Source organism: Bradyrhizobium sp. SZCCHNR2028 (assembly GCF_032380995.1).
Taxonomy (GTDB): domain Bacteria; phylum Pseudomonadota; class Alphaproteobacteria; order Rhizobiales; family Xanthobacteraceae; genus Bradyrhizobium.
Map to the genome: position 1 here is coordinate 1 of NZ_JAUHJF010000039.1, position 18,758 is coordinate 18,758.

Genomic DNA, 18,758 nt, shown 5'->3' on the forward strand with positions numbered 1-18,758 from the left:
CTCCAGCAGAGGCGCTTGACGAGCTGCTGTCACGAATGAAAACACTGGGTGTTGCGACCACCGCTTGAGCCCGCCGGCTCATCCGGCTGCACCTGTGGTTCCTGCCCCGTGCACTTTTGTTCGCACGGGGGCCATGGGCGTCAGCCGACGCCCAGCCTTCCCTGCGCCCTCGATTGAATGAGGGCCGAACGTCGGTCATCGCTCGGACGCATCGCGCCGCGAGGACGATGATGCGTGTCTCGATGCTGTTTGAGATGTGAAGACGGCTCTCGGCCCCGATGGGCGCTCTTCGTTTTGGCTCCGTCATTGCGCTCGCAATGACGCGGAGTTTGTCGACGTAGTTGTCGTAGCCTGGATGAGCGCAGCGATATCCGGGTTCAACGAGGCTGCGGATGAGACCCCGGATGTCGCTGCGCTCATCCGGGCTACCCGCGAGGAGCGGGAGAACCTACTGCGTCGCGCGCGACAGCGAGAACTCGCCGTTGCGGACGCGCTCCGGCAGGCCTTCGACGAAGGTCGCCACCGCGTCCTCGCCATAGGTGGTGACGAGTTCGGCCAGCGCCGCGAACAGGCTGGCCTGCGCCAGGCAGTCGCCGTCGACGCCGTCATGGCGCGCTTCCGCCCAGGCTTCGTTGAGGTAGCTGAGCGCGGCCTGCTTCTGCTCGTGGTCGGGCAGGACGGCGGGGAGGGCGCTGAAAGTGACGGGAAAGCTCATTGAATTCAGTCTGGCGGGGCCGCGAGGCGCGTTGAATTCCGAACGCGGACGCGCCGGACCAGTGAGGTTTACCACGCAGGCGGCGGACGCCTAGGCCAGTTCTTTAGGAAAGGTTAACAAGGTTAACGCAAACGTGGATAACGCCCGCGCGCCGTCAACCATGAGCCGTCAGTTGGCGTAGCGCGCCGTGAGGTCGCGCGAGATCTTCGAGCCCTCGTCGATGTAGCGGCGGATCGCCACCATCGCCGCCGGCGTGCAGGTCCGGTAGGTCTGCTGAAAGCCGTTATAGCCGCGGTTGAAGCCGGCGATCATCCGGGCGCGGCGTTCGCCCGACGGCGTCTCGGCATCGATCAGGGCCTGCATCTGGTTGCGCCATTTGGCGCCTTCATTGCTGCCGCAGATGCCGCGGAGGTAATGCAGGGTTCCGAGGATCTCGGCCAGCCGCTGCAGATCGCCATCGAACGGCGCCGCCGCATCCTGCGCGCGCGCGGGCACAATGGCGCAGGCGGCAACGAGCATGAGGACGGCCAGGAGGCGCTTGGGGATCATGGGGAACACCGACGTCATATGCCTTTGCCGGACGGCGGACGCAAGGCGCCTACACCAGGGTCCGTGCGGCGGCGATGATCTCCGGCAGTCCGTCGGTCAGCGTGAGGCCCTCGAGCGCATCGGGGAGGCGCCACTGAAAGTCGTCCAGTTCCGGGTTGAGCCGGGGCTCTCCGGCCTGCCAGCGGGCCGCAAAGGGAAGGATCACATAGTGGCCGCCGCTGCCCTGGGCCGGCAGGACCTCGCGCCATCCGGCCAGCCCGACAATTGCGATCGAGAGTGCGGTTTCCTCCATGACCTCGCGCGCGACGGCCTCGTGCAGGGTTTCGCCGAGCTCCACCCGGCCGCCGGGCAGCGTGTAGACGCCCTTGGCGGGGGAACGCGCCCGGCGCACCAGCAGGAGCTTGCCGTCGCGGAAGATGGCGGCGCTGACGGCGAGTTGGGGGTGGCGGGGCGGCGTCGGGGCGGTCATGCCAATGGCTCCAGGCGTGGTCTGCACCGTAGCGTGAAGACGACCGGGCCGGCAGCCCGTGCTGCTCAGAAGCTTGCCATGATGGCGTCGACGGCGTCGACCTCGTCGACCGGGTCGGGGTCGACCTCGATGTCGCCATTGATGATGCCGCCGGCCTGCGTCACCAGCGGCTTGACCCACGCCGCGGCCTGCTCGGCGAGCTTGGCCTTGGTGGCGTCCTGCTTGGCATCGCGCATCGCGCTGCCGACCGCGAGCAGGATGTCGGTCATGGTCTTCGTGAGATGATCGAACTTGTCGCGAATCGCCGGATCGGCCTGCTCATAGGCCTCGATGACGAGATCGCGGGCCTTGAAATTGGTGTGCGTGAAATGTTCTGGATAGGTCAGCGGCGACCACGCCAGAAAATCCTCGGCGCATTCCGGAATATCGGGAATCATTTCGAGCAGCATCACGGCTTCGTTGAAATGATTCAGATAGTCGGTGGCGAGCCCGGTGCGCGGATTGATGTTGGCGGCGCGCAGCATCGCGGCCCGCGCCGGGTCAATGGCGCTGCCCGCCGGTCGTTGGGTCGTGCGATCGGTAGGCACGGAATGGGTCGCCGCTGCGGTCATCCGCTGCAGTGTTGGCAACCCAAGTTAAAAGGTGCTGAACACACGACGATTTGAGTGAGATTATGTGTGGACGCTTCGTGATCACTTCACCACCCGCGGCTCTCAGGCAGATTTTCGGCTACGAGGAACAGCCGAACTTTCCGCCGCGGCACAATATTGCTCCGACGCAGCCGATTCCCGTAGTTCTTCTGGATCAGGACATCAGGCATTTTCGGCTCATGCGCTGGGGATTCATTCCGGCCTGGGTCAAGGATCCCCGTAATTTCACGCTGCTGATCAATGCGCGTTCGGAGTCCGTACGCGAGAAGCCGGCGTTCAAGAATGCGATCCGGCGGCGCCGCGTGCTAGTGCCCGCTGATGGATATTACGAGTGGCAGGTGATCGATGGTCGCAAGCGGCCGTTCTTCATCCATCGCAGTGACGGCGCGCCGCTCGGTTTCGCGGCCCTCGCCGAGACCTGGATGGGGCCGAACGGCGAGGAGGTCGATACGGTGGCGATCGTCACCGCGGCCGCGAGCCGCGATCTCGCCACGCTGCATCATCGTGTTCCCGTGACGATCAGGCCGGATGATTTCGCGCTGTGGCTCGACTGCCGCTCCGATGATCCTGACGAGGCCATGCGGCTGCTGATCCCGCCTCGCGAGGGCGAGTTCGCGTGGTACGAGGTGTCCACGCGCGTCAACACGGTGGCCAACGACGACGAGCAGCTGCTGCTGCCGATGACCGCGGAGATGCGCGCCGCCGAGGACGCGCAGCGCAAGCCTGCGAAGAAGGTTGCATCCCGCAAAGTTTCGCCTGCGCCCGCGGATGACGGGCAGGGGAGTTTGTTTTGAGACGGGGAGCATCAACGAAAAAGGTCGTCATACCCGCGAAGGCGGGGATCCAGTACGCCGCGGCGTCTCGTTTTGAAACGCAGAGCAGTGGAATACTGGGTCCCCCGCTTTCGCGGAGGACGACAGTGGAGCTGGCCCGCGCGGCCGGCGCGCTGGGCTCCCTCAGACGAAGATCCTCAGCGCCGCGTGCTGCAGCAGCATGATGGTCTTGGCGTCCTGGATGCGACCGTCGGCGATCATCGCCAGCGCGTCGTCGATCGAGACTTCCAGCACCTCGATCTCCTCGCCCTCATGCGCGAGCCCGCCGCCGGCGCTGACGCGCATGTGAGGCTCGTATTCGGCGACGAAGAAATGGATCTTCTCGGTGACGACGCCCGGGCTCATGAACGCCTCGAACACGAACTTGACGTCGTGCAGCCGGAACCCGGTCTCCTCCTCGGCTTCGAGCCGGATGCGCTCCTCCGGCGAGGCATCGTCGAGCAGGCCGGCCGCGGCCTCGATCAGCAGATCGTCATGGCCGTTGACGAACGCGGGATAGCGGAACTGCTTGACCAGGATGACGCTGCGCTGGGCGAGGTTGTAGGGCAGGATCGCCGCCGCATTGCCGCGCTCGAACACGTCGCGGCTCTGCATCTGCCACGTGCCGTCGTCGCGCCGCCACTCGAACTTCGTCGAGGTCAGCGTCCCGTAATGGTCGGACAGCACGCGCGTCTCGTGCACGCGGATGCGGTCGGAGATGCTCATCGCTCGCCTCTATTTCATTCCGGGCGTCGGCGGGCGCCCGTCGAGCCATTTCGAGAACACGACGCTGTCCTGCACGGCATAGTCGAGCGCCTGGTAGAATTCCTGCACCGCGGTGTTGTCGCCGCGCACCATCAGCATCAGCTTGGCGATGCCGCGCGCCCGCAGCCAGTCCTCGGCGGCGGCCATGATGGCGCGGCCATGGTTGTGGCCGCGATGCTCGGGATCGACGCTGACGTAGTAGACCCAGCCGCGATGGCCGTCATGGCCGACCATGACGGAGGCTGCGATCGCGCCGCCGCTGCGGCCGACCAGGACGGTCGCATTGTCGCCGCGGCGGGCGAGCGCGATGTCGGCGGCCGGATCGTTCCACGGCCGCGTCAGGCCGCAGCGCTGCCACAGCGCGATGAGGGCTGGCACGTCGGCATCGGTGATGTCGGAAATCGCGAGAGCAGGGGCACTGTCCATGGGAGCGTCGAAAGCCTAGAGCACCTTGCCGGGATTCATGATCCCGAGCGGATCGAATTGCGCCTTGATCGCGCGCATCAGCGAAATCGCGGTCGGGTCCTTCACGTCGGGCAGCTCGTCGCGCTTGAGCACGCCGATGCCGTGCTCGGCCGAGATCGAGCCGCCCATGCGCAGCACGATCTCGAACACGACAGCATTCACCTCGTGCCAGCGGGCGAGATAGTCGGCCGTGTTGGCGCCGATCGGCTGGCTGACATTGTAGTGGATGTTGCCGTCGCCGAGATGACCGAACGGCACCGGGCGCGCGCCGGGCATCAGCTTCACCACGGCCGCGTTGGCCTCGGCAATGAAGGCGGGCACCGCGGCGACCGGCACCGAGATGTCGTGCTTGATCGAGCCGCCCTCCGGCTTCTGCGCCGCCGAGATGTCCTCGCGCAGCTTCCAGAACGCCATGCGCTGGGCGAGGCTGCCGGCGATCGCGGCGTCGTCGACGATGCCGTCCTCGAGACCCTTTTCCAGGATCGTCTCCAGCGTGGCGCGGGCATCGTCGCGCGACGACGACAATTCCATCAGCACGAACCAGGGGTGGGCGCCCGACAGCGGCGCGCGGTTGCCGGCGGCGTGGCGGATCGAGAAGTCGAGCGCGATCGCGGCGATCAGCTCGAAGCTCGTGAGGTTGCCGGCGGCCTCGCGTTGCGCGATCGCCAGCAGCTTGAGCGCGTCCTCCGGCGACTTGAGGCCGACGAAGGCGGTCTCGATCGCGCGTGGCTTCGGAAACAACTTCAGGCTCGCCGCGGTGATGATGCCGAGCGTGCCCTCGGCGCCGATGAAGAGATTGCGCAGATCGTAGCCGGTGTTGTCCTTCTTCAATTTCGACAGCGCGTTGAGCACGCGCCCGTCGGCCAGCACCACCTCGACCCCGAGCGCCATCTCGCGCGCCACGCCATAGGCCAGCGCGGCGGTGCCGCCGGCATTGGTCGAGAGATTGCCGCCGATGGTGCAGCTGCCTTCCGCGCCGAGCGACAGCGGAAACAGCCGGTCGACCTCGGCGGCCTTCTGCTGCGCGACCTGCAGCACGACACCGGCCTCGGCGATCATGGTGTTGGAGGCGGTGTCGACCTCGCGGATCTTGTCCATGCGCTTCAGCGACACCACCACCTCGCCATTGTGCGGCGTCTGGCCGCCGACGAGGCCGGTGTTGCCGCCTTGCGGCACCAGCGCGATGCGATGCTGGCTGGCAAGCTTGCAGATTGCGGCGACCTCGGCCGTCGAGCCTGGGCGCAGCACCAGCGGCGAGCGGCCGTGGAACAGGTTGCGCTCCTCGGTGACGTAAGGCGCGACGTCGGTCTCCGCCGTCAGCGCCTGGCGCTCGCCGACGATGGCGGCGAATTGCGCGATCAAATCGGGCGGCAGCGGCGGCAGTGCAGGCTGGCTGATGTTCATGGTCAGTCGCTTCCAGTGTTATCTCGGCGCGGCGGCGCGGCGCAGCCGGTCGTTGATGGCCTCGCCCAGTCCGTCGTTCGGGATCGGCATCACCGCGATGCTGCGCGCACCCCTGGCATCGAGGCTGCGAAGATAGCCGAAAAGATGCATCGCCGCCTCCGCTGGATCGCCCAAGGGCGAGAGGTTCAGGATCGCGGCGGCTTGGTCGGCCCCGGGCAAGGTCACCGGACCGAAGGCGAGCAGCGCCTCGCCGGCCGCGACCTCGCTGGCGTCGAGGCGGACGGCGGCGCGCGGCGCATAGTGCGAGGCCAGCATGCCCGGCGCCAGCGGCTGCTCGGACGTATTGGTCTCTGCGGCGGGCCGCGCCAGCGCACGGCCGAGCACCGCCTCGATCGCCTCGCTGGGAACCCCGCCCGGGCGCAGCAAGGTCGGCTCGTCGAAGCAGCCGACGATGGTCGATTCGACACCGACCTCGACCGGCCCGCCGTCCAGGATCAGGTCGATTCGTCCCGAGAGATCTGCCGCGACATGAGCCGCGGTGGTCGGCGACACGTGGCCGGAGATGTTGGCGGAGGGCGCCACCACGGCGCCGGCGAACGCCGCGAGCAGCGCTCGCGCGATCGGATGCGAGGGAATGCGGATCGCGACCGTGTCGAGACCGGCCGTCGCGAGATCTGCGACCGTGCAGCCCGCGGCCTGCGGCACCACCAAAGTCAGCGGTCCCGGCCAGAACGCGGCGGCCAGACGCTCGGCGGTGGCATCGAAGCGGCCGATGCGCTGCGCCGCCGCGATATCGGCGACATGGGCGATCAACGGATTGAAGGCGGGCCGGCCCTTGGCCTGATAGAGGCGGGCGATGGCCGCGGCATTGGCCGCATCGGCGCCGAGGCCGTAGACGGTCTCGGTCGGGAACGCGACCAGTCCGCCGCGCGCGAACGTCGCCGCGGCTTGCGCGATTCCAGCCGCGTCGGCGGGCAGGATCCTGGTCTCGATCGCTTGCATGTCTGGGGCGGGCATCGATGGTACGGGACGGCAGTGGCTTCCGCGCTCGGCTATAGCGGGCGCGGACGTTCGAATGAAGCGCGCAAATCGCCTGTCGCATTGCGCTCGCGCCATGGCCGCCGGACAAAGCCCCACGGCCTCAAGCGGTTAACCCCTCTGCCGACGATCAGCGATTTCGATGCGATTTCCTGCCTTGTGTCCTTGCGAAGACGGAAACCCAACGCTATAAGCCGGCTTCCCAAGTCGGAGCGTGGCTCAGCCCGGTAGAGCACTGCGTTCGGGACGCAGGGGTCGCAGGTTCGAATCCTGCCGCTCCGACCATTTCTTGGCGTGACAACTCACGCTTTTCCCGATGTCACCTTGCGCCTGCTACGCTGGTCCAGCGTAGCTCGATGAAGCGAGGTGTTCCCGACATGACAGCGCGATCTCCACGTACGGCGCCGCTTGCGGGACGAACCGGAACGGCCTGGCGGCACGCCAATGTCGGCCGGTTGCTCAACAATGCGGTGCGCCGGTTCGAATCCCGGGTTCTCCAGCTGATGGCGGAGAGCGGTCACGGCGAAACGCGGATCGCTCATGTCAGCCTCACGCGAAATCTCGACGTCGAGGGCACGCGGCTGACCGAGCTCGCGCGGCGGGCCTCGATGAGCAAGCAGGCGATGGGCGAACTGGTCGATCAATGCGCCGAGCTGGGACTGGTGTCGCGCGAAGCCGATCCGAGCGACCGGCGCGCGCGCCTCGTCCGCTTCACGCCGGCCGGACTGAAATGGCTGGAGGCGTTTGGCGATGCCGTCGATGTGGCCGAAGCCGAGATGCGCAAGGAGCTCGGCAAGGCGGCGATGGACGCGATCCTGCAGGGATTGCAGGCCTACGGCGCCCGCTTCGATACGCTCAGCGACGTCAGATAGTCAGGTTGCTTGACTATTTTGCGGGGCGCGGTAGCCTTCCTCCATTGCGAGGAGAAGCGCCGTGATCGAACGTCTGAGCGCCTCGGTGCTGATCGCGGGTGGCGGGCCGTGCGGGCTGATGCTGGCCAACGAGCTTGGCCGCCGCGGCGTGTCCGCAATCCTGGTCGACGAGAAGCCGGGAACGGCCTTCAACCCGCAGGCCAACGCGACGCAGGCGCGGACGATGGAGCATTTCCGCCGGCTCGGCTTCGCCGACGAGGTCCGGCGCGCCGGCCTGCCCGCGGACTACCCGACCGACGTCGCCTATTTCACGCGCTACACGGCGCATGAGCTGGCACGTTTTCAATTGCCGTCCGCAGCACGCGCGACGGAACTGGTGAAGGGTCTGTCCGGCTCATGGAGCGCGGCCGAGCTGCCGCATCGGGTGTCGCAGAAGTTCGTCGAGGCGATCCTGCGTCGGCACGCAGCGCGGCTTGCAGGCATTCAGCTGCACTACGGGCATCGGTTGATCGGTTACGTCGCCGATGACGGCGGCATTGCCGCCGACGTCGAGCGTGTCAGCGACGGTGCGCGCTGCGAGGTCGCGGCTGATTTCCTGATCGGCGCCGACGGTCCGCGCTCCCGGGTGCGACAATCGCTCGGAATCGCCTATGGCGGAACGACGGGAATAGAGCGCGATTTCATGGGCGGCCGCATGCTCGCGGTCTATCTGCGCTCGCCGGAGTTCTACGCCAGCGTCCCGCATGCGCGGGCCTGGATGTATGTCTGCTTCAACCGTGACCGCCGCGCCTTCATGGCCGCGGTGAACGGCCGCGACGAGTTTGCCTTCCACACCCAGTTGCGGCCGGGCGAGGACGAAAGCGCGATCACCGCCGAGGACGCAAGGACAGCGTTCCAGCGTGCCTGCGGTGCGCCCATTCCCTGCGAGGTGCTGTCGCACCTCACCTGGACCGCGGGTCATGCGCTGGTCGCCGAGAGCATGCAGCGCGGCCGGGTCTTCCTTGGCGGTGATGCGGCGCATCTGTTCACGCCGACCGGCGGACTCGGCTACAACACCGCGATCGAGGACGCGGTCAATCTGGGCTGGAAGCTCGCGAGCGTCGTCAAGGGAACGAGCCCCGTCTCGCTGCTCGACAGCTACGAGGCCGAGCGTCGTCCGGTGGCGCTGCGCAACACCGACTACGCGCGCCGATTTGCGGATTCGCTCGGCCTGTTTGCCGCGGTGCCCGAGATCGAGGACGCGACAGCGGCCGGCGACGAGGCTCGGCGCATCGCCAGCGCCTATCTCGATCGGCATGCGCGCGCCGAGTTCAACATCCCCGGCATCACTTTCGGCGGCCGCTACGACGGCTCACCGATCATCGTCTCCGACGGCACTCGACCGCCGCCGGATGCGGCCAACGTCTACGTGCCGAGCGCTTGTCCCGGCGGCCGCGCGCCGCATGCCTGGCTGGAGCAAGGTATCTCGCTGTACGACCGCTTCGGCTTCGAATGGACGCTGCTGCGCTGTGAGGGCAGCGACCTCGATGAGGATCAACTCCGTGAGGCCATGGGGCCGCTGCGTGCCGACGTCGAGATCGTCACCTTGCCGCGGGCCTTGCGTGATCTCTACGAGGCCGACCTCGCGTTGATCCGTCCCGATCAGATCGTGGCCTGGCGCGGGAGCGCTGCGCAGGCCGGCATGCTTGGCAGCGTGCTGGCTCGGGCGCTCGGAGGGGATGCACGCACTCCCTGAGCTCTCGGTCGTGCGGGGCGAAATGGACCCGCGGCGGCGCGCCGCCGATCGGCTTCTACGCCCTCACGATCAGAACCTCTTGGACATCCGGCGCGTCATCGACACCAACGTCATCGGCAGGGTTGAGCTGAGGAGCACGTCGGCGCTGCGCGTTCGGCATTGGGGCGCCGTCTGCCCAAGCATTGCCCGACCTTCGTCCGGCTGCTAGCGTTCTCCCGTGAGGCACGGGCGAACGAAGCGACGATGACCGACGTGATGACCGAATCGGAAAAGGCGCAGCAGATCGTGGCTGCGCTGAGGGCGGCGGAGGCGAGCCCGCCGGAAGCGGCCCTGCAGACGTTGAACGGCCTGATGGGCCTGGTCCGCAGCCCGAGCGCGGAGCAGCCGCTCGAGGTGGAGGAGGCGCGCTCGGCGGCCTTCATGTCGATCTGTGAGGTCGGCAAGGCGCTGCATCGCGGGCAGCCGACGGAGGCGCTGTGGCCGGCGGCGCTGTCGGCCGGCGAGCGCTGGCTGGCGCTCGCCAAGTGAGCAACGACAAGTGAGCAAGGACGAGTGAGCGAGAACCAGCCCGGCGCGGGCCGCATGAGTTGGCGTGCAATGGCGCCAGGCGATCTTGCTGATGTCGATGGGATCGCGGCCCGCGTGCACCCGAACTATCCCGAGGACAGGCGTGTTTTCGCGGAGCGCCTGCGTCTCCACCCCGATGGATGCCGCGTGCTGCTCGCGGCTGGCGCCGGCATCATCGGCTATGTGCTCAGCCATCCCTGGCAGCTCGGCCGGCCGCCGGCCTTGAACGTGCTGATCGGAAGCATTCCGTCGCCCGCATCGACCTACTACATCCACGATCTCGCCTTGCTGCCCGAGGTCCGCGGCAGCGGCTCGGCGACAGTGATCGTTGAGGAGCTGATCCGACACGCGCGTGCGCTCGGCCTGACGTCGCTGTCGCTGATCGCCGTCAACGGCTCGGCGCAATTCTGGGAGAGGCAAGGATTTGCAGTCGACAAGGCAGCCGCCGCCACCGATCCGACCGGCAGCTATGGCGGCGACGCGAACCTGATGATTCTGCGGCTCGCCTGAATTGCACGCTTCTTTCGCGGCGGCGGTGCCATGCGAAGCGGCCCGACGATGGGCCGGGCCACTTGCGGTTCATGACGTGCTCTATTCCGGCATCGACATCGGCCGGCGCCACATGTCGCGCCGCCGGCTGAAGCGGTTGGCGTGCAGCATCCATCCGGTGACAGGCTTGCCGTCGCGGTGACGGCCACCGCTCTCCGCGGCCGCCCAGGCTGCGACGGCGCCGAGCAGCAGCGCGGTGGCAACCGAGAACGCCAGGATGACGGTGCCGGCGCGCGTGCGCGAGATCGCGCTCTTGGCTTGTGCGATCACGCTGTCCACCCGCCGCTCGGCATCGGGAGCAGCGAGACCGGTCGTGCCGCTGACCATCTGCACGAGATAGCCGCGATCCTCCGGGCTGACGCCATTGTGGCTCGACGCCGTGAGCAGGATGCGTCCGGCTTCGCTGCGCGCGGGTGCGAGATCCGGGCTGGGCGCCCGCCGCGGCGCGCGGAACAGATGGTCGAGCTCATAGCTCAGGACCGACGGCTCATTGGCCGTCGCCGGCGCAGCCAGCGGATTGGTCCGTGTCGCCGCGGACGCGCCGAGCACGGCCAGGGTGACGCCGAGCACGACCGCCAGCGCCCAGGCCGCGACGCCATGCAGGCCGTCGCGCTTTTCGATCTCTTCGCTTTCGGCAAGCCCGTGCGGCGCGCGCAGGCGGCCCGCCATGTAGCCGCCGCAGCCGAAGCTGATCAGCGCCTGCAGCACCAGATACAGCCCTGACAGGAGCCAGAGCGCCACCGAGGCGTCGCGCCACGTCGGCGCGGTGGAGCTGACACCGAGGCCGACCGACATGGCAAAGCCGATCAGGATCGAAGAGACCGCAGCGGCGGTGATGGCTCCTGCAACGACCGGCGTCCATTGCAGGGTCCAGCGATCGGCCGTCGCGCTTGCAACGGGTGAGGTGACGACCGGCGCGGTTTCCATGGCCATGATGCCGTCTCAGCGCAGGCCGAAGAACGACAGAACGGCCATGATGACCACGATCAACCCCACGAGATAAATCAGTCCGTCCATAATGGTCCTCCTCCGGTTCGACATTGGTCGCCGTATAAGCGACAGCGAGGCGCAATGTTCCGCGCACGGAGCGGCGGAGGAGGAGAGGACGCGCGGCTGCCGGCCTCAGATGGGAGTTGCCGCAACAGCTAACGGATCATGGTGCCGTTGCGCGACGCAATAGAGCAGGGCCAGGGGGCGTGGCGGCCAGAGATGTCGCCGCCAGCCATGTTTCAATCGCAGCCAACTTCCGATCGCAGCCATGTCTCGATCGATGGCGCTGCCCGTCCACCGCGCGAGAGGCTGATGCAATGACCCGCACTCAATAGCGTCGGTCGTAGCCGCGCTGCCGGGCATAGGCGTAGGTGGGGTTGATACCGCAGCCGGCATCGGTGCCGGAGGCCGCAGCCAGGCACTGGCGATAGGTGGAGAATTGGCAGTTGCCCGGATAGCCCCAGATCCTGCCTTGCAGGCAGTAGCGGTCCTGCGCGGCGGAGGCGGGCGAGATCGCGGCGAAGCCCGCGAGGACGGCGGTGGCAGACAGCGAAGCAAACAGCAGGCGGCGCATGCGTTTATCCTTGCGTTGAAAGGTACCGTTGCAACGCGACGGTGCGCAGGCCCGTTCCTCACGCGCAGCATTAACTGTTGTGTCGGCGTCGCAGCTTCGCGTTCACCGACGAACGAAAATATCTGCATGTTGGCGCTTGCCCGAGTTGGCCTCTTGAAGATCTGAGGCAGCCCCACCGTCGCGGAGCTCGGCAACGCGCGTCATGGCGTGATGCCGGAACATTCGTCCACCGCCCCGGTTGCCTTTTTCGCCGCTAGTGATGGACCGATCCCATGTTTCGCCGATCCAGGACGTCAGACGCCGCCCATCGCGACTCCCCGAGCGTTTTCGCGAGCAGCCTGCGCGCACCTGGCACCGGCGGGATGCTGGCTCTGCTCGGGTTCGCGTTCCTGATCCACTATTTCGATCAGCGGCCCGAACAGGCCGGGCGCACGGGACGCGCGAGCAGGGTCGACGATGGACACAGCCGGTTGGCGCGTTCGCCCTCGGAGATTCCCGCGCGCAGCTGGAAGGACGTCTCGTTCCGGGTCTACGAGAACGTCACCGAGCACAGGATCGTTGCGCTCGCCGCAGGCATGACATTCTACACCCTGCTGGCGATCTTTCCGGCGCTGGCCGCGCTGGTGGCAATCTACGGCCTGTTTTCCGATCCGGCCAGGATCACCGGACATCTGGAGCAGTTGCAGGGCGTGATGCCGGGCGGCGCCATCGACATCGCGCGCGACCAGTTGACGCGCGTCTCCGCCAACGGCACTCAGGCGCTCGGCATCACTTTCCTGGTCAGCCTCGCGATCTCGCTATGGAGCGCCAATGCCGCGATGAAGTCGCTATTCGATACGCTCAACGTCGTCTATCGCGAGCCGGAGAGGCGTGGCTTCATCAAGCTGAACGCGATTTCGCTGCTGTTCACCGGAGGCGCGATCCTGTTCGCGCTGCTCGCGATCGGAGCCGTCGTCGTGCTCCCGGTGCTGCTGAACTATCTCGGCATGTCCGAGGCCGGCGACCTGGTGTTGCGGATCGGCCGCTGGCCGGTCATCTTCATCTGCGTCGCGCTCGGACTGGCTCTGATCTACCGCTACGGGCCGGACCGCGAGGAGCCCAGATGGCGCTGGATCAGCTGGGGCGGCGCGCTGGCAGCGGTGCTGTGGCTCGCAGGGTCGGCGCTGTTTTCCTGGTATGCGGCCAATTTCGGCAGTTTCAACGCGACCTACGGCTCGCTCGGCGCCGCCATCGGCTTCATGACCTGGATCTGGATCTCCGCCATCGTGATCCTGATCGGCGCCGAGCTCGATGCCGAATTGGAGCATCAGACCCTGCGTGACACCATCACCGGCACCGCGGGACGTCCGCATCCTGTCGAAGCCGTATCGCATCGATGAGCCGGCGGCCGCGCTCGACGCGGTGAAGATGGAAAACGTCTGGTCGCAGGCGCACATCTCCTGAGGAATACCTGATCGATGCAGGTTGGGTGGACGGAGCCAGTTGATCATCTATCATTTCAGGATAGCGCCGGGTGATCCGCGCCGGCGTCCGCCCGCTCGTTGCTGTGCGACCATATCGACGGCGCCAACCAGCATCTCCGTCACCACGACGTCAGCCTGGTCGTCGACGCGGGCGATATCTGCTGCACGTTCCAGGTCCGCTCCCGCGGCGGCGATCCGCTGATCGGCGCCTACCGCGATCCCGACCTGACGCGCCCAAGGGCCAACGAGATGGGCTGCGGCAATCTTTCCGACCGGGTGCGCCTGCAAAATGAATATGACGGGAGCGGCGGTCCGCCCTGTCAGCGCGGATCGCCGGATCCTTCCGCCCGCGATCTCTGGATGCAGCATCGTACGCTTCACCTTTGATGTTGGGGCGCCGCAGCGCAGCTTCCGCGCGGCGTCATTGTATGTCTGACATCATGCCACAACGGTAGAACTACGGAAAAACCGGATTTCTCAACGCGCTTTAACGAGAGTGGAACAAGTTGCATCAATCTTTGCGCAGACATGTCGTCGGTCGCATGGGCAACCGTCACCGTCGCCGATCATCTGAAAACGTACTCATCATCTGGAGGTCACCTTGTTGTTTCGATCGAATAGCCGCTCGGACGCCGAAGCGCAGCTTGCAGCAATCAGTCGTGCGATGGCCGTGATCGAATTCCAGCTCGATGGCACGATCATCACCGCCAACCAGAACTTCCTGAACGCGGTCGGGTATCAGTTGCAGGAAATCCAGGGCAGGAACCACAGCATGTTCGTGGATCCTTCGGAGCGCGACAGTGCCGCCTACCGCGAGTTCTGGGCCGCACTGCGCCAGGGTGAGTTCAAGGCTGCCGAGTTCAAGCGGATCGGCAAGGGCGGTCGCGAAGTCTGGATCGAGGCGTCCTATAATCCCGTCCTCGACAGCGCCGGCAAGCCGGTGAAGGTCGTCAAGTTCGCGACCGACGTCACCGAGAAGAAGCTGCGCAGCATGGCCGACGGCTCCAAGCTTGCCGCCATCGATCGCGCCCAGGCCATGATCGAGTTCAAGCTCGACGGCACCATCGTCGGTGCCAACAAGAATTTCCTCGATGCGCTGGGCTACCGCCTCGACGAGATCCAGGGCAAGCATCACAGCATGTTCGTCGAACCCGCGCTGCGCGACAGCCCGGGCTACCGCGAGTTCTGGGCTGCGCTCAATCGCGGCGAATACCAGGGCGGCGAATACAAGCGCATCGGCAAGGGCGGCAAGGAAGTTTGGATCCTCGCCACCTACAATCCGGTGCTCGATGCGACGGGCAGGCCGATCGGGGTCGTCAAGTTCGCGACCGATGTCACCGCGCAGAAGCTGAAGAACGCCGACCTCGCCGGGCAGATCGAGGCCATCGGCAAGTCCCAGGCGGTGATCGAGTTCAACATGGACGGCACGATCATCACCGCGAACGACAACTTCCTTCGCGCGCTCGGCTACACCCTGGCCGAGATCCAGGGCAAGCATCACAGCATGTTCGTCGAAGCGTCCGAGCGGGAGAGCGCTGCCTATCGCGATTTCTGGACGAGCCTGAACCGCGGCCAGTACCAGTCGGCCGAGTACAAGCGCATCGGCAAGGGCGGCAGGGAAGTCTACATCCAGGCCTCCTACAATCCGATCCTCGACCTCAACGGCAAGCCGTTCAAGGTGGTCAAATATGCGACCGACGTCACCCGGCAGGTCTTCGTTCGCATGGGCAACGAGCGCGTGCGGGCCATGATGGAATCGGTGGCGGCGGGCGCAGAGGAGCTCAACGCGTCCGTGCGCGAGATTTCCGAAGCGATGACGAAGTCGCGCGAGACCGCCATGGGCGCGGTGGACCGTGTCACCGCAGCCGACGCGCAGGCACAGCGGCTCTCCGATGCCGCTCAGTCGATGAGCGGCATCGTCGAGATGATCCACAACATCACCGGCCAGATCAATCTGCTGGCGCTGAATGCCACCATCGAGTCCGCCAGGGCCGGCGAAGCGGGCAGGGGCTTTGCCGTCGTTGCATCCGAGGTCAAGAACCTGGCCACCCAGGCGAAGACCGCCACCGACAAGATCGCGACCGAGATCGACAGTCTCAACAATATCTCCGGGGGCGTCGTCACGTCTCTCGGCTCGATCAAGCAGGCGATCCAGAACGTCAGCGAGTATGTGACGTCGACGGCCGCCGCCGTCGAGGAGCAGAGCACCGTCACGAGCGAGATGTCGTCCAGCATGGCGCGTGCCGCGGCCGAAGCTCAGGCTCTGGCCGAGCGCGCCGCGGCTTGAGGCCGGATCGAAAAGCGCCGACGCGCGGCGGCCTGTCAACCCGGGCCGCCGCGCGGTTGCAGGCGATGCCGCCGGCCGGCGCGTCATGCGCCTGTCGCCCCTTTGCCGAATTCCACCACTCTCACCGGGGTGATCCGTGGCCGATATCCTCGCATTTCCCACCCGGGCCTCGTTGCGGATCGTCGGCGCGAAGGCAGAACGGCTGCGCGATGCGGTGGCAACCCGCGAGGTCGGACGGCTGCGGTGCGAATTGGAGCTTTGGCGAAGCGCGGTCGCCAATCTGGATCGGTGCATCAGGTCGGATCCGGCCCTCGCATCGCTTGCGGCCGAGTGCGACAAGATCCGCGACCTGATCTCCGTCACCGCGGGCAAGCTTGATACATTGCTGTAGAACCGGCCGCCCCAGGAGTCGCGAGGAGTCGTGGTCAGGTCGGGATCGGCTGCTCCGGGCAGTTCGTCAGGCGAGCCGGCGTGCCCACGGCGGTGCAGCCGGCCGGCACATCGGTGGTGACGACGGCACCGGCGCCGATCTTGGCGAAGTCGCCGACCGTGACGTCGCCCAGCACGGTCGCGCCCGAGGAGAGCAGCACGCCGCGGCCGATCCGCGGGGCGCGGCCGGGCAGCGCGTCGTGTCGTCCGATCGTAACGTTCTGCAGAATGGTGACGTCGTGGCCGATGCTGCTGTGGGCGCCAATGACGATGCCGGTGGCATGATCGAGAAACACCGCGGTCCCGAGCCGCGCCGAGGGATGGATGCTCACCTGCAGGGATGTTGACGAGTCCGCCTGCAGCAGTAGCGCCAGGTCGGGTTGCCCGTTGCTCCAGAGCCAGTGCGAGACGCGATAGGCCTGCAACGCGATGTAGCCCTTGTAGTTCAGCAGCGGCGGCAGCAGCGTTGTGGCCGCGGGGTCGTGCGTCGCGATTCCATGCAGATCGCAGCTCGCCGCCGCGACGAGACCGGGATCGGCCAGATAGACCTCGCGCGCGACAGCCGCAAACTGCGCGCGCTCGGCTGTGCTCCTGCCCAGGCGCGCGCCGATCTGGTGAGCGACGACGCTGCCGAGATCGCGGTGATCGAGGATCGCGGCGGAGAGCGCCTCGCCAAACACGGGATCGTTGACCGAGGCGGCATGGGCCTCGTGCCGAATTGACTGCCAGACCGTTCGACGGGCGGCGTCCAGGAGGTGAGCCATGGCGTTCGCTGCTCGGTTGCCGAACTGGGACAGATTGTATCAGGTTCTCTTTCGAGAGCCAGTCCGAGAGCTTCCAGGCAGGCTGGAAAAGTCGAAGATTGCTCCGCAATTGGCCGTTTTTCTGCTTGCGCTCCACCGATGGTTGCTGAACACTCGTCATCGGTTGATGGGGGGTTTCGTCGTGGGCAGAACGCTTGCGCTGAGCATCGCATTTGCGTCGGTACTTCATGCCGCCGCGTTATCCGCAGAGATCAAGACCCTTTCGGCAAGGGACGGAAGGATTACGATCGTGATTACTGGCGATATTTCGCCCGGTGATGCGGACGCTTTCAAAGCTCTTGTGAAGCAGGCGAATGATGGCGGAAAACTCGTCGGCAACCTCAGGCTGAATTCAACAGGTGGAAACCTCCTGGAAGGCGTGAAGCTTGCCGAAGCGGTCCGCTACGCCAAGTTGTCGACCAACGTAGGTAAGAAAGCAATCTGTGCATCCGCATGTTTCCTGGTATTCGCAGCGGGTAGTTCGAAGTTTGTCAGCTACGGGGCCCAAATCGGCGTACACGGCGCTTCAGATCAATCCGGAAATGAGACGATGGGGTCGAACGCCGCGACTGTCTCTATGGCAAAGATTGCTAAGGAACTTGGCGTGCCCCCTGCGATCATCGGCCGAATGGTGGTCACTCCGCCGACAGAGGTCGTCTGGCTTAGTCCTCAGGATCTGCAATCCATGGGTACGACGATGGTCGGCAAGCCCGACCAAGTCGCTTCCGGTATACAGAGCGGCGACTCTCCTCCACAACAAACTTCCCCTAGTGAGCCGTTTAATATTCAACCGGACGCGCGCGCAAATAAGAGTACTCCTATCAGTTGGGACGAATTTTTCAAAGGTGCGCTTCTCACTTCCGCATCGCAGAATGAAGGAAAACCTCGCTTCTTCCGTACCTGCCAACCCGAGATCAAGTCGTGTGTTTCAGGTGTCTCTTTTCTCCACAAGGGCCGGGAGATGTTCGCTAGAATAACGCGGGACATAAACGAGCATCTAATTCAACGTGAGATTTGCGAAATCAACTCGACATACGACGTTCGCAAGTGTGTCGATTGGGACACCAACACGTTCCATAGCGATATGAAGGACTCAAAGGGAAACTGGTATAAGGTTTCGGAAGAATAATGTTTGGGGTAGTCGCCCTGGGCTCGATGGTCCAAAACGATATTCGTGGCTTGTCGTCATCCGTGCATCGACCCGTCGGTGAGCTTCGCGTAGGCAGGTCCGAACCGTCTAGAATGTCGATAGCCCGAAGGCGGTGGTCGCTGCGCCTCATCGTGAGGGCAATGACACCCCGCGCACCGAAAATTTGCTTTCGCTTTTCCAGAAAATGTGCTCTACTGCGTCCATCCTGCTTCGCCACGAGGGGCGTATCGCGATCGTCACGACACGTGAGGCGGGGAGGCGATGGCCGCTTGTCTGCCGCAGCGTGCTTGCACGCGGACGAACGGCAGCTGGCGGACGTGAAGTCGTGTGGTCCTGGCGCCGCGACGCTGGCGCTAAGCTTTCGGGCGATGAGTCCGAGGGCGACGGTGGCTAAATGTGGAGCCTCAGGAGGTTGTCCTCGGTTAAACCGAGTCTGCTGATAGGCGGCTGGGAGTTTATGCCGCCGTGAGGC

At 65.7% G+C, this 18,758-nt stretch carries 21 protein-coding genes and 1 tRNA gene; 10 read left to right on the plus strand and 12 right to left on the minus strand.

What is annotated here, in order from left to right; genetic code table 11:
• Positions 1-448: 448 nt before the first annotated feature.
• The 4 genes from QX121_RS31145 to QX121_RS31160 all read right to left on the minus strand — a co-directional run bounded on the left by QX121_RS31145 (position 449) and on the right by QX121_RS31160 (position 2,320).
• Complete coding sequence (locus QX121_RS31145; RefSeq protein ID WP_315717207.1) at positions 449-715, minus strand: hypothetical protein; 267 nt, start codon at positions 713-715, stop codon at positions 449-451.
• Between the two features lie 168 nt (positions 716-883).
• On the minus strand, positions 884-1,282 hold the full coding sequence (locus tag QX121_RS31150) for a TIGR02301 family protein (protein WP_315717206.1): 399 nt from the start codon (positions 1,280-1,282) through the stop codon (positions 884-886).
• 31 nt (positions 1,283-1,313) lie between these two features.
• Complete coding sequence (locus QX121_RS31155) at positions 1,314-1,733, minus strand: NUDIX hydrolase (RefSeq protein ID WP_315739987.1); 420 nt, start codon at positions 1,731-1,733, stop codon at positions 1,314-1,316.
• A 65-nt stretch (positions 1,734-1,798) separates the two neighbouring features.
• Positions 1,799-2,320, minus strand: a complete 522-nt coding sequence (locus tag QX121_RS31160) for a hypothetical protein (protein WP_315813870.1) — start codon at positions 2,318-2,320, stop codon at positions 1,799-1,801.
• An 86-nt stretch (positions 2,321-2,406) separates the two neighbouring features.
• Here QX121_RS31160 and QX121_RS31165 point away from each other — a divergent pair, with 86 nt between their 5' ends.
• Positions 2,407-3,177, plus strand: a complete 771-nt coding sequence (locus tag QX121_RS31165) for an SOS response-associated peptidase (RefSeq protein WP_315796875.1) — start codon at positions 2,407-2,409, stop codon at positions 3,175-3,177.
• Between the two features lie 162 nt (positions 3,178-3,339).
• Here QX121_RS31165 and QX121_RS31170 read toward each other — a convergent pair whose 3' ends face one another.
• Genes QX121_RS31170 through QX121_RS31185 form a run of 4 tightly spaced genes read right to left on the minus strand, consistent with a single transcriptional unit; the run spans position 3,340 to position 6,846 of the window.
• Positions 3,340-3,921, minus strand: coding sequence for an NUDIX domain-containing protein (locus QX121_RS31170; RefSeq protein WP_315813871.1), 582 nt, complete (start codon positions 3,919-3,921; stop codon positions 3,340-3,342).
• Positions 3,922-3,930: 9 nt separating this feature from the next.
• On the minus strand, positions 3,931-4,386 hold the full coding sequence (locus QX121_RS31175; protein ID WP_315813872.1) for a GNAT family acetyltransferase: 456 nt from the start codon (positions 4,384-4,386) through the stop codon (positions 3,931-3,933).
• A 15-nt stretch (positions 4,387-4,401) separates the two neighbouring features.
• On the minus strand, positions 4,402-5,829 hold the full coding sequence (locus QX121_RS31180) for an FAD-binding oxidoreductase (RefSeq protein ID WP_315813873.1): 1,428 nt from the start codon (positions 5,827-5,829) through the stop codon (positions 4,402-4,404).
• Between the two features lie 18 nt (positions 5,830-5,847).
• Complete coding sequence (locus QX121_RS31185; protein ID WP_315739992.1) at positions 5,848-6,846, minus strand: L-threonylcarbamoyladenylate synthase; 999 nt, start codon at positions 6,844-6,846, stop codon at positions 5,848-5,850.
• A gap of 229 nt (positions 6,847-7,075) precedes the next feature.
• Here QX121_RS31185 and QX121_RS31190 point away from each other — a divergent pair.
• The 5 genes from QX121_RS31190 to QX121_RS31210 all read left to right on the plus strand — a co-directional run bounded on the left by QX121_RS31190 (position 7,076) and on the right by QX121_RS31210 (position 10,551).
• Positions 7,076-7,152: transfer RNA gene (locus QX121_RS31190), tRNA-Pro, on the plus strand.
• A gap of 92 nt (positions 7,153-7,244) precedes the next feature.
• Positions 7,245-7,739: a MarR family winged helix-turn-helix transcriptional regulator gene (locus QX121_RS31195; protein ID WP_315813874.1), complete on the plus strand. Its 495-nt coding sequence runs from the start codon at positions 7,245-7,247 to the stop codon at positions 7,737-7,739.
• A 61-nt stretch (positions 7,740-7,800) separates the two neighbouring features.
• Complete coding sequence (locus QX121_RS31200) at positions 7,801-9,474, plus strand: FAD-dependent oxidoreductase (protein WP_315813875.1); 1,674 nt, start codon at positions 7,801-7,803, stop codon at positions 9,472-9,474.
• Between the two features lie 255 nt (positions 9,475-9,729).
• Positions 9,730-10,002, plus strand: a complete 273-nt coding sequence (locus tag QX121_RS31205; RefSeq protein ID WP_315740183.1) for a hypothetical protein — start codon at positions 9,730-9,732, stop codon at positions 10,000-10,002.
• A 54-nt stretch (positions 10,003-10,056) separates the two neighbouring features.
• Positions 10,057-10,551 carry a GNAT family N-acetyltransferase gene (locus QX121_RS31210; protein WP_315813876.1) on the plus strand — a complete coding sequence of 165 codons (495 nt, stop codon included), beginning with the start codon at positions 10,057-10,059 and terminating at the stop codon, positions 10,549-10,551.
• 81 nt (positions 10,552-10,632) lie between these two features.
• Here QX121_RS31210 and QX121_RS31215 read toward each other — a convergent pair whose 3' ends face one another.
• Together QX121_RS31215 and QX121_RS31220 are read right to left on the minus strand one after the other, a co-directional pair.
• Positions 10,633-11,523 carry a hypothetical protein gene (locus QX121_RS31215; protein ID WP_315813877.1) on the minus strand — a complete coding sequence of 297 codons (891 nt, stop codon included), beginning with the start codon at positions 11,521-11,523 and terminating at the stop codon, positions 10,633-10,635.
• Positions 11,524-11,908: 385 nt separating this feature from the next.
• Complete coding sequence (locus QX121_RS31220; protein ID WP_315773929.1) at positions 11,909-12,154, minus strand: DUF3551 domain-containing protein; 246 nt, start codon at positions 12,152-12,154, stop codon at positions 11,909-11,911.
• Between the two features lie 338 nt (positions 12,155-12,492).
• On the opposite strand from QX121_RS31220, the gene QX121_RS31225 reads away from it, so the two are divergent.
• Positions 12,493-13,533 carry a YihY/virulence factor BrkB family protein gene (locus QX121_RS31225; RefSeq protein WP_315813883.1) on the plus strand — a complete coding sequence of 347 codons (1,041 nt, stop codon included), beginning with the start codon at positions 12,493-12,495 and terminating at the stop codon, positions 13,531-13,533.
• 114 nt (positions 13,534-13,647) lie between these two features.
• On the opposite strand, the gene QX121_RS31230 is transcribed toward QX121_RS31225, so the two are convergent.
• Positions 13,648-13,986, minus strand: a complete 339-nt coding sequence (locus tag QX121_RS31230) for a hypothetical protein (RefSeq protein ID WP_315813878.1) — start codon at positions 13,984-13,986, stop codon at positions 13,648-13,650.
• A 232-nt stretch (positions 13,987-14,218) separates the two neighbouring features.
• Between QX121_RS31230 and QX121_RS31235 the strand changes: the two genes are divergently transcribed.
• Positions 14,219-15,904, plus strand: a complete 1,686-nt coding sequence (locus QX121_RS31235) for a PAS domain-containing methyl-accepting chemotaxis protein (protein WP_315813879.1) — start codon at positions 14,219-14,221, stop codon at positions 15,902-15,904.
• Positions 15,905-16,040: 136 nt separating this feature from the next.
• Entirely contained in the window at positions 16,041-16,295 is a 255-nt protein-coding gene (locus QX121_RS31240) for a hypothetical protein (RefSeq protein WP_315813880.1), read from the plus strand.
• Positions 16,296-16,329: 34 nt separating this feature from the next.
• Here the strand turns inward: QX121_RS31240 and QX121_RS31245 are convergent, their stop codons facing one another.
• Positions 16,330-17,097 (minus strand): serine acetyltransferase, encoded by a 768-nt coding sequence (locus QX121_RS31245; RefSeq protein ID WP_315813881.1) that lies wholly within the window; start codon positions 17,095-17,097, stop codon positions 16,330-16,332.
• Here QX121_RS31245 and QX121_RS31250 point away from each other — a divergent pair.
• A complete protein-coding gene (locus QX121_RS31250) occupies positions 17,096-18,265 on the plus strand; it encodes a hypothetical protein (RefSeq protein WP_315813882.1) in 1,170 nt (389 codons plus the stop codon). The two genes, QX121_RS31245 and QX121_RS31250, sit on opposite strands and share 2 nt — an antisense overlap.
• The last annotated feature ends 493 nt before the right edge of the window (positions 18,266-18,758 follow it).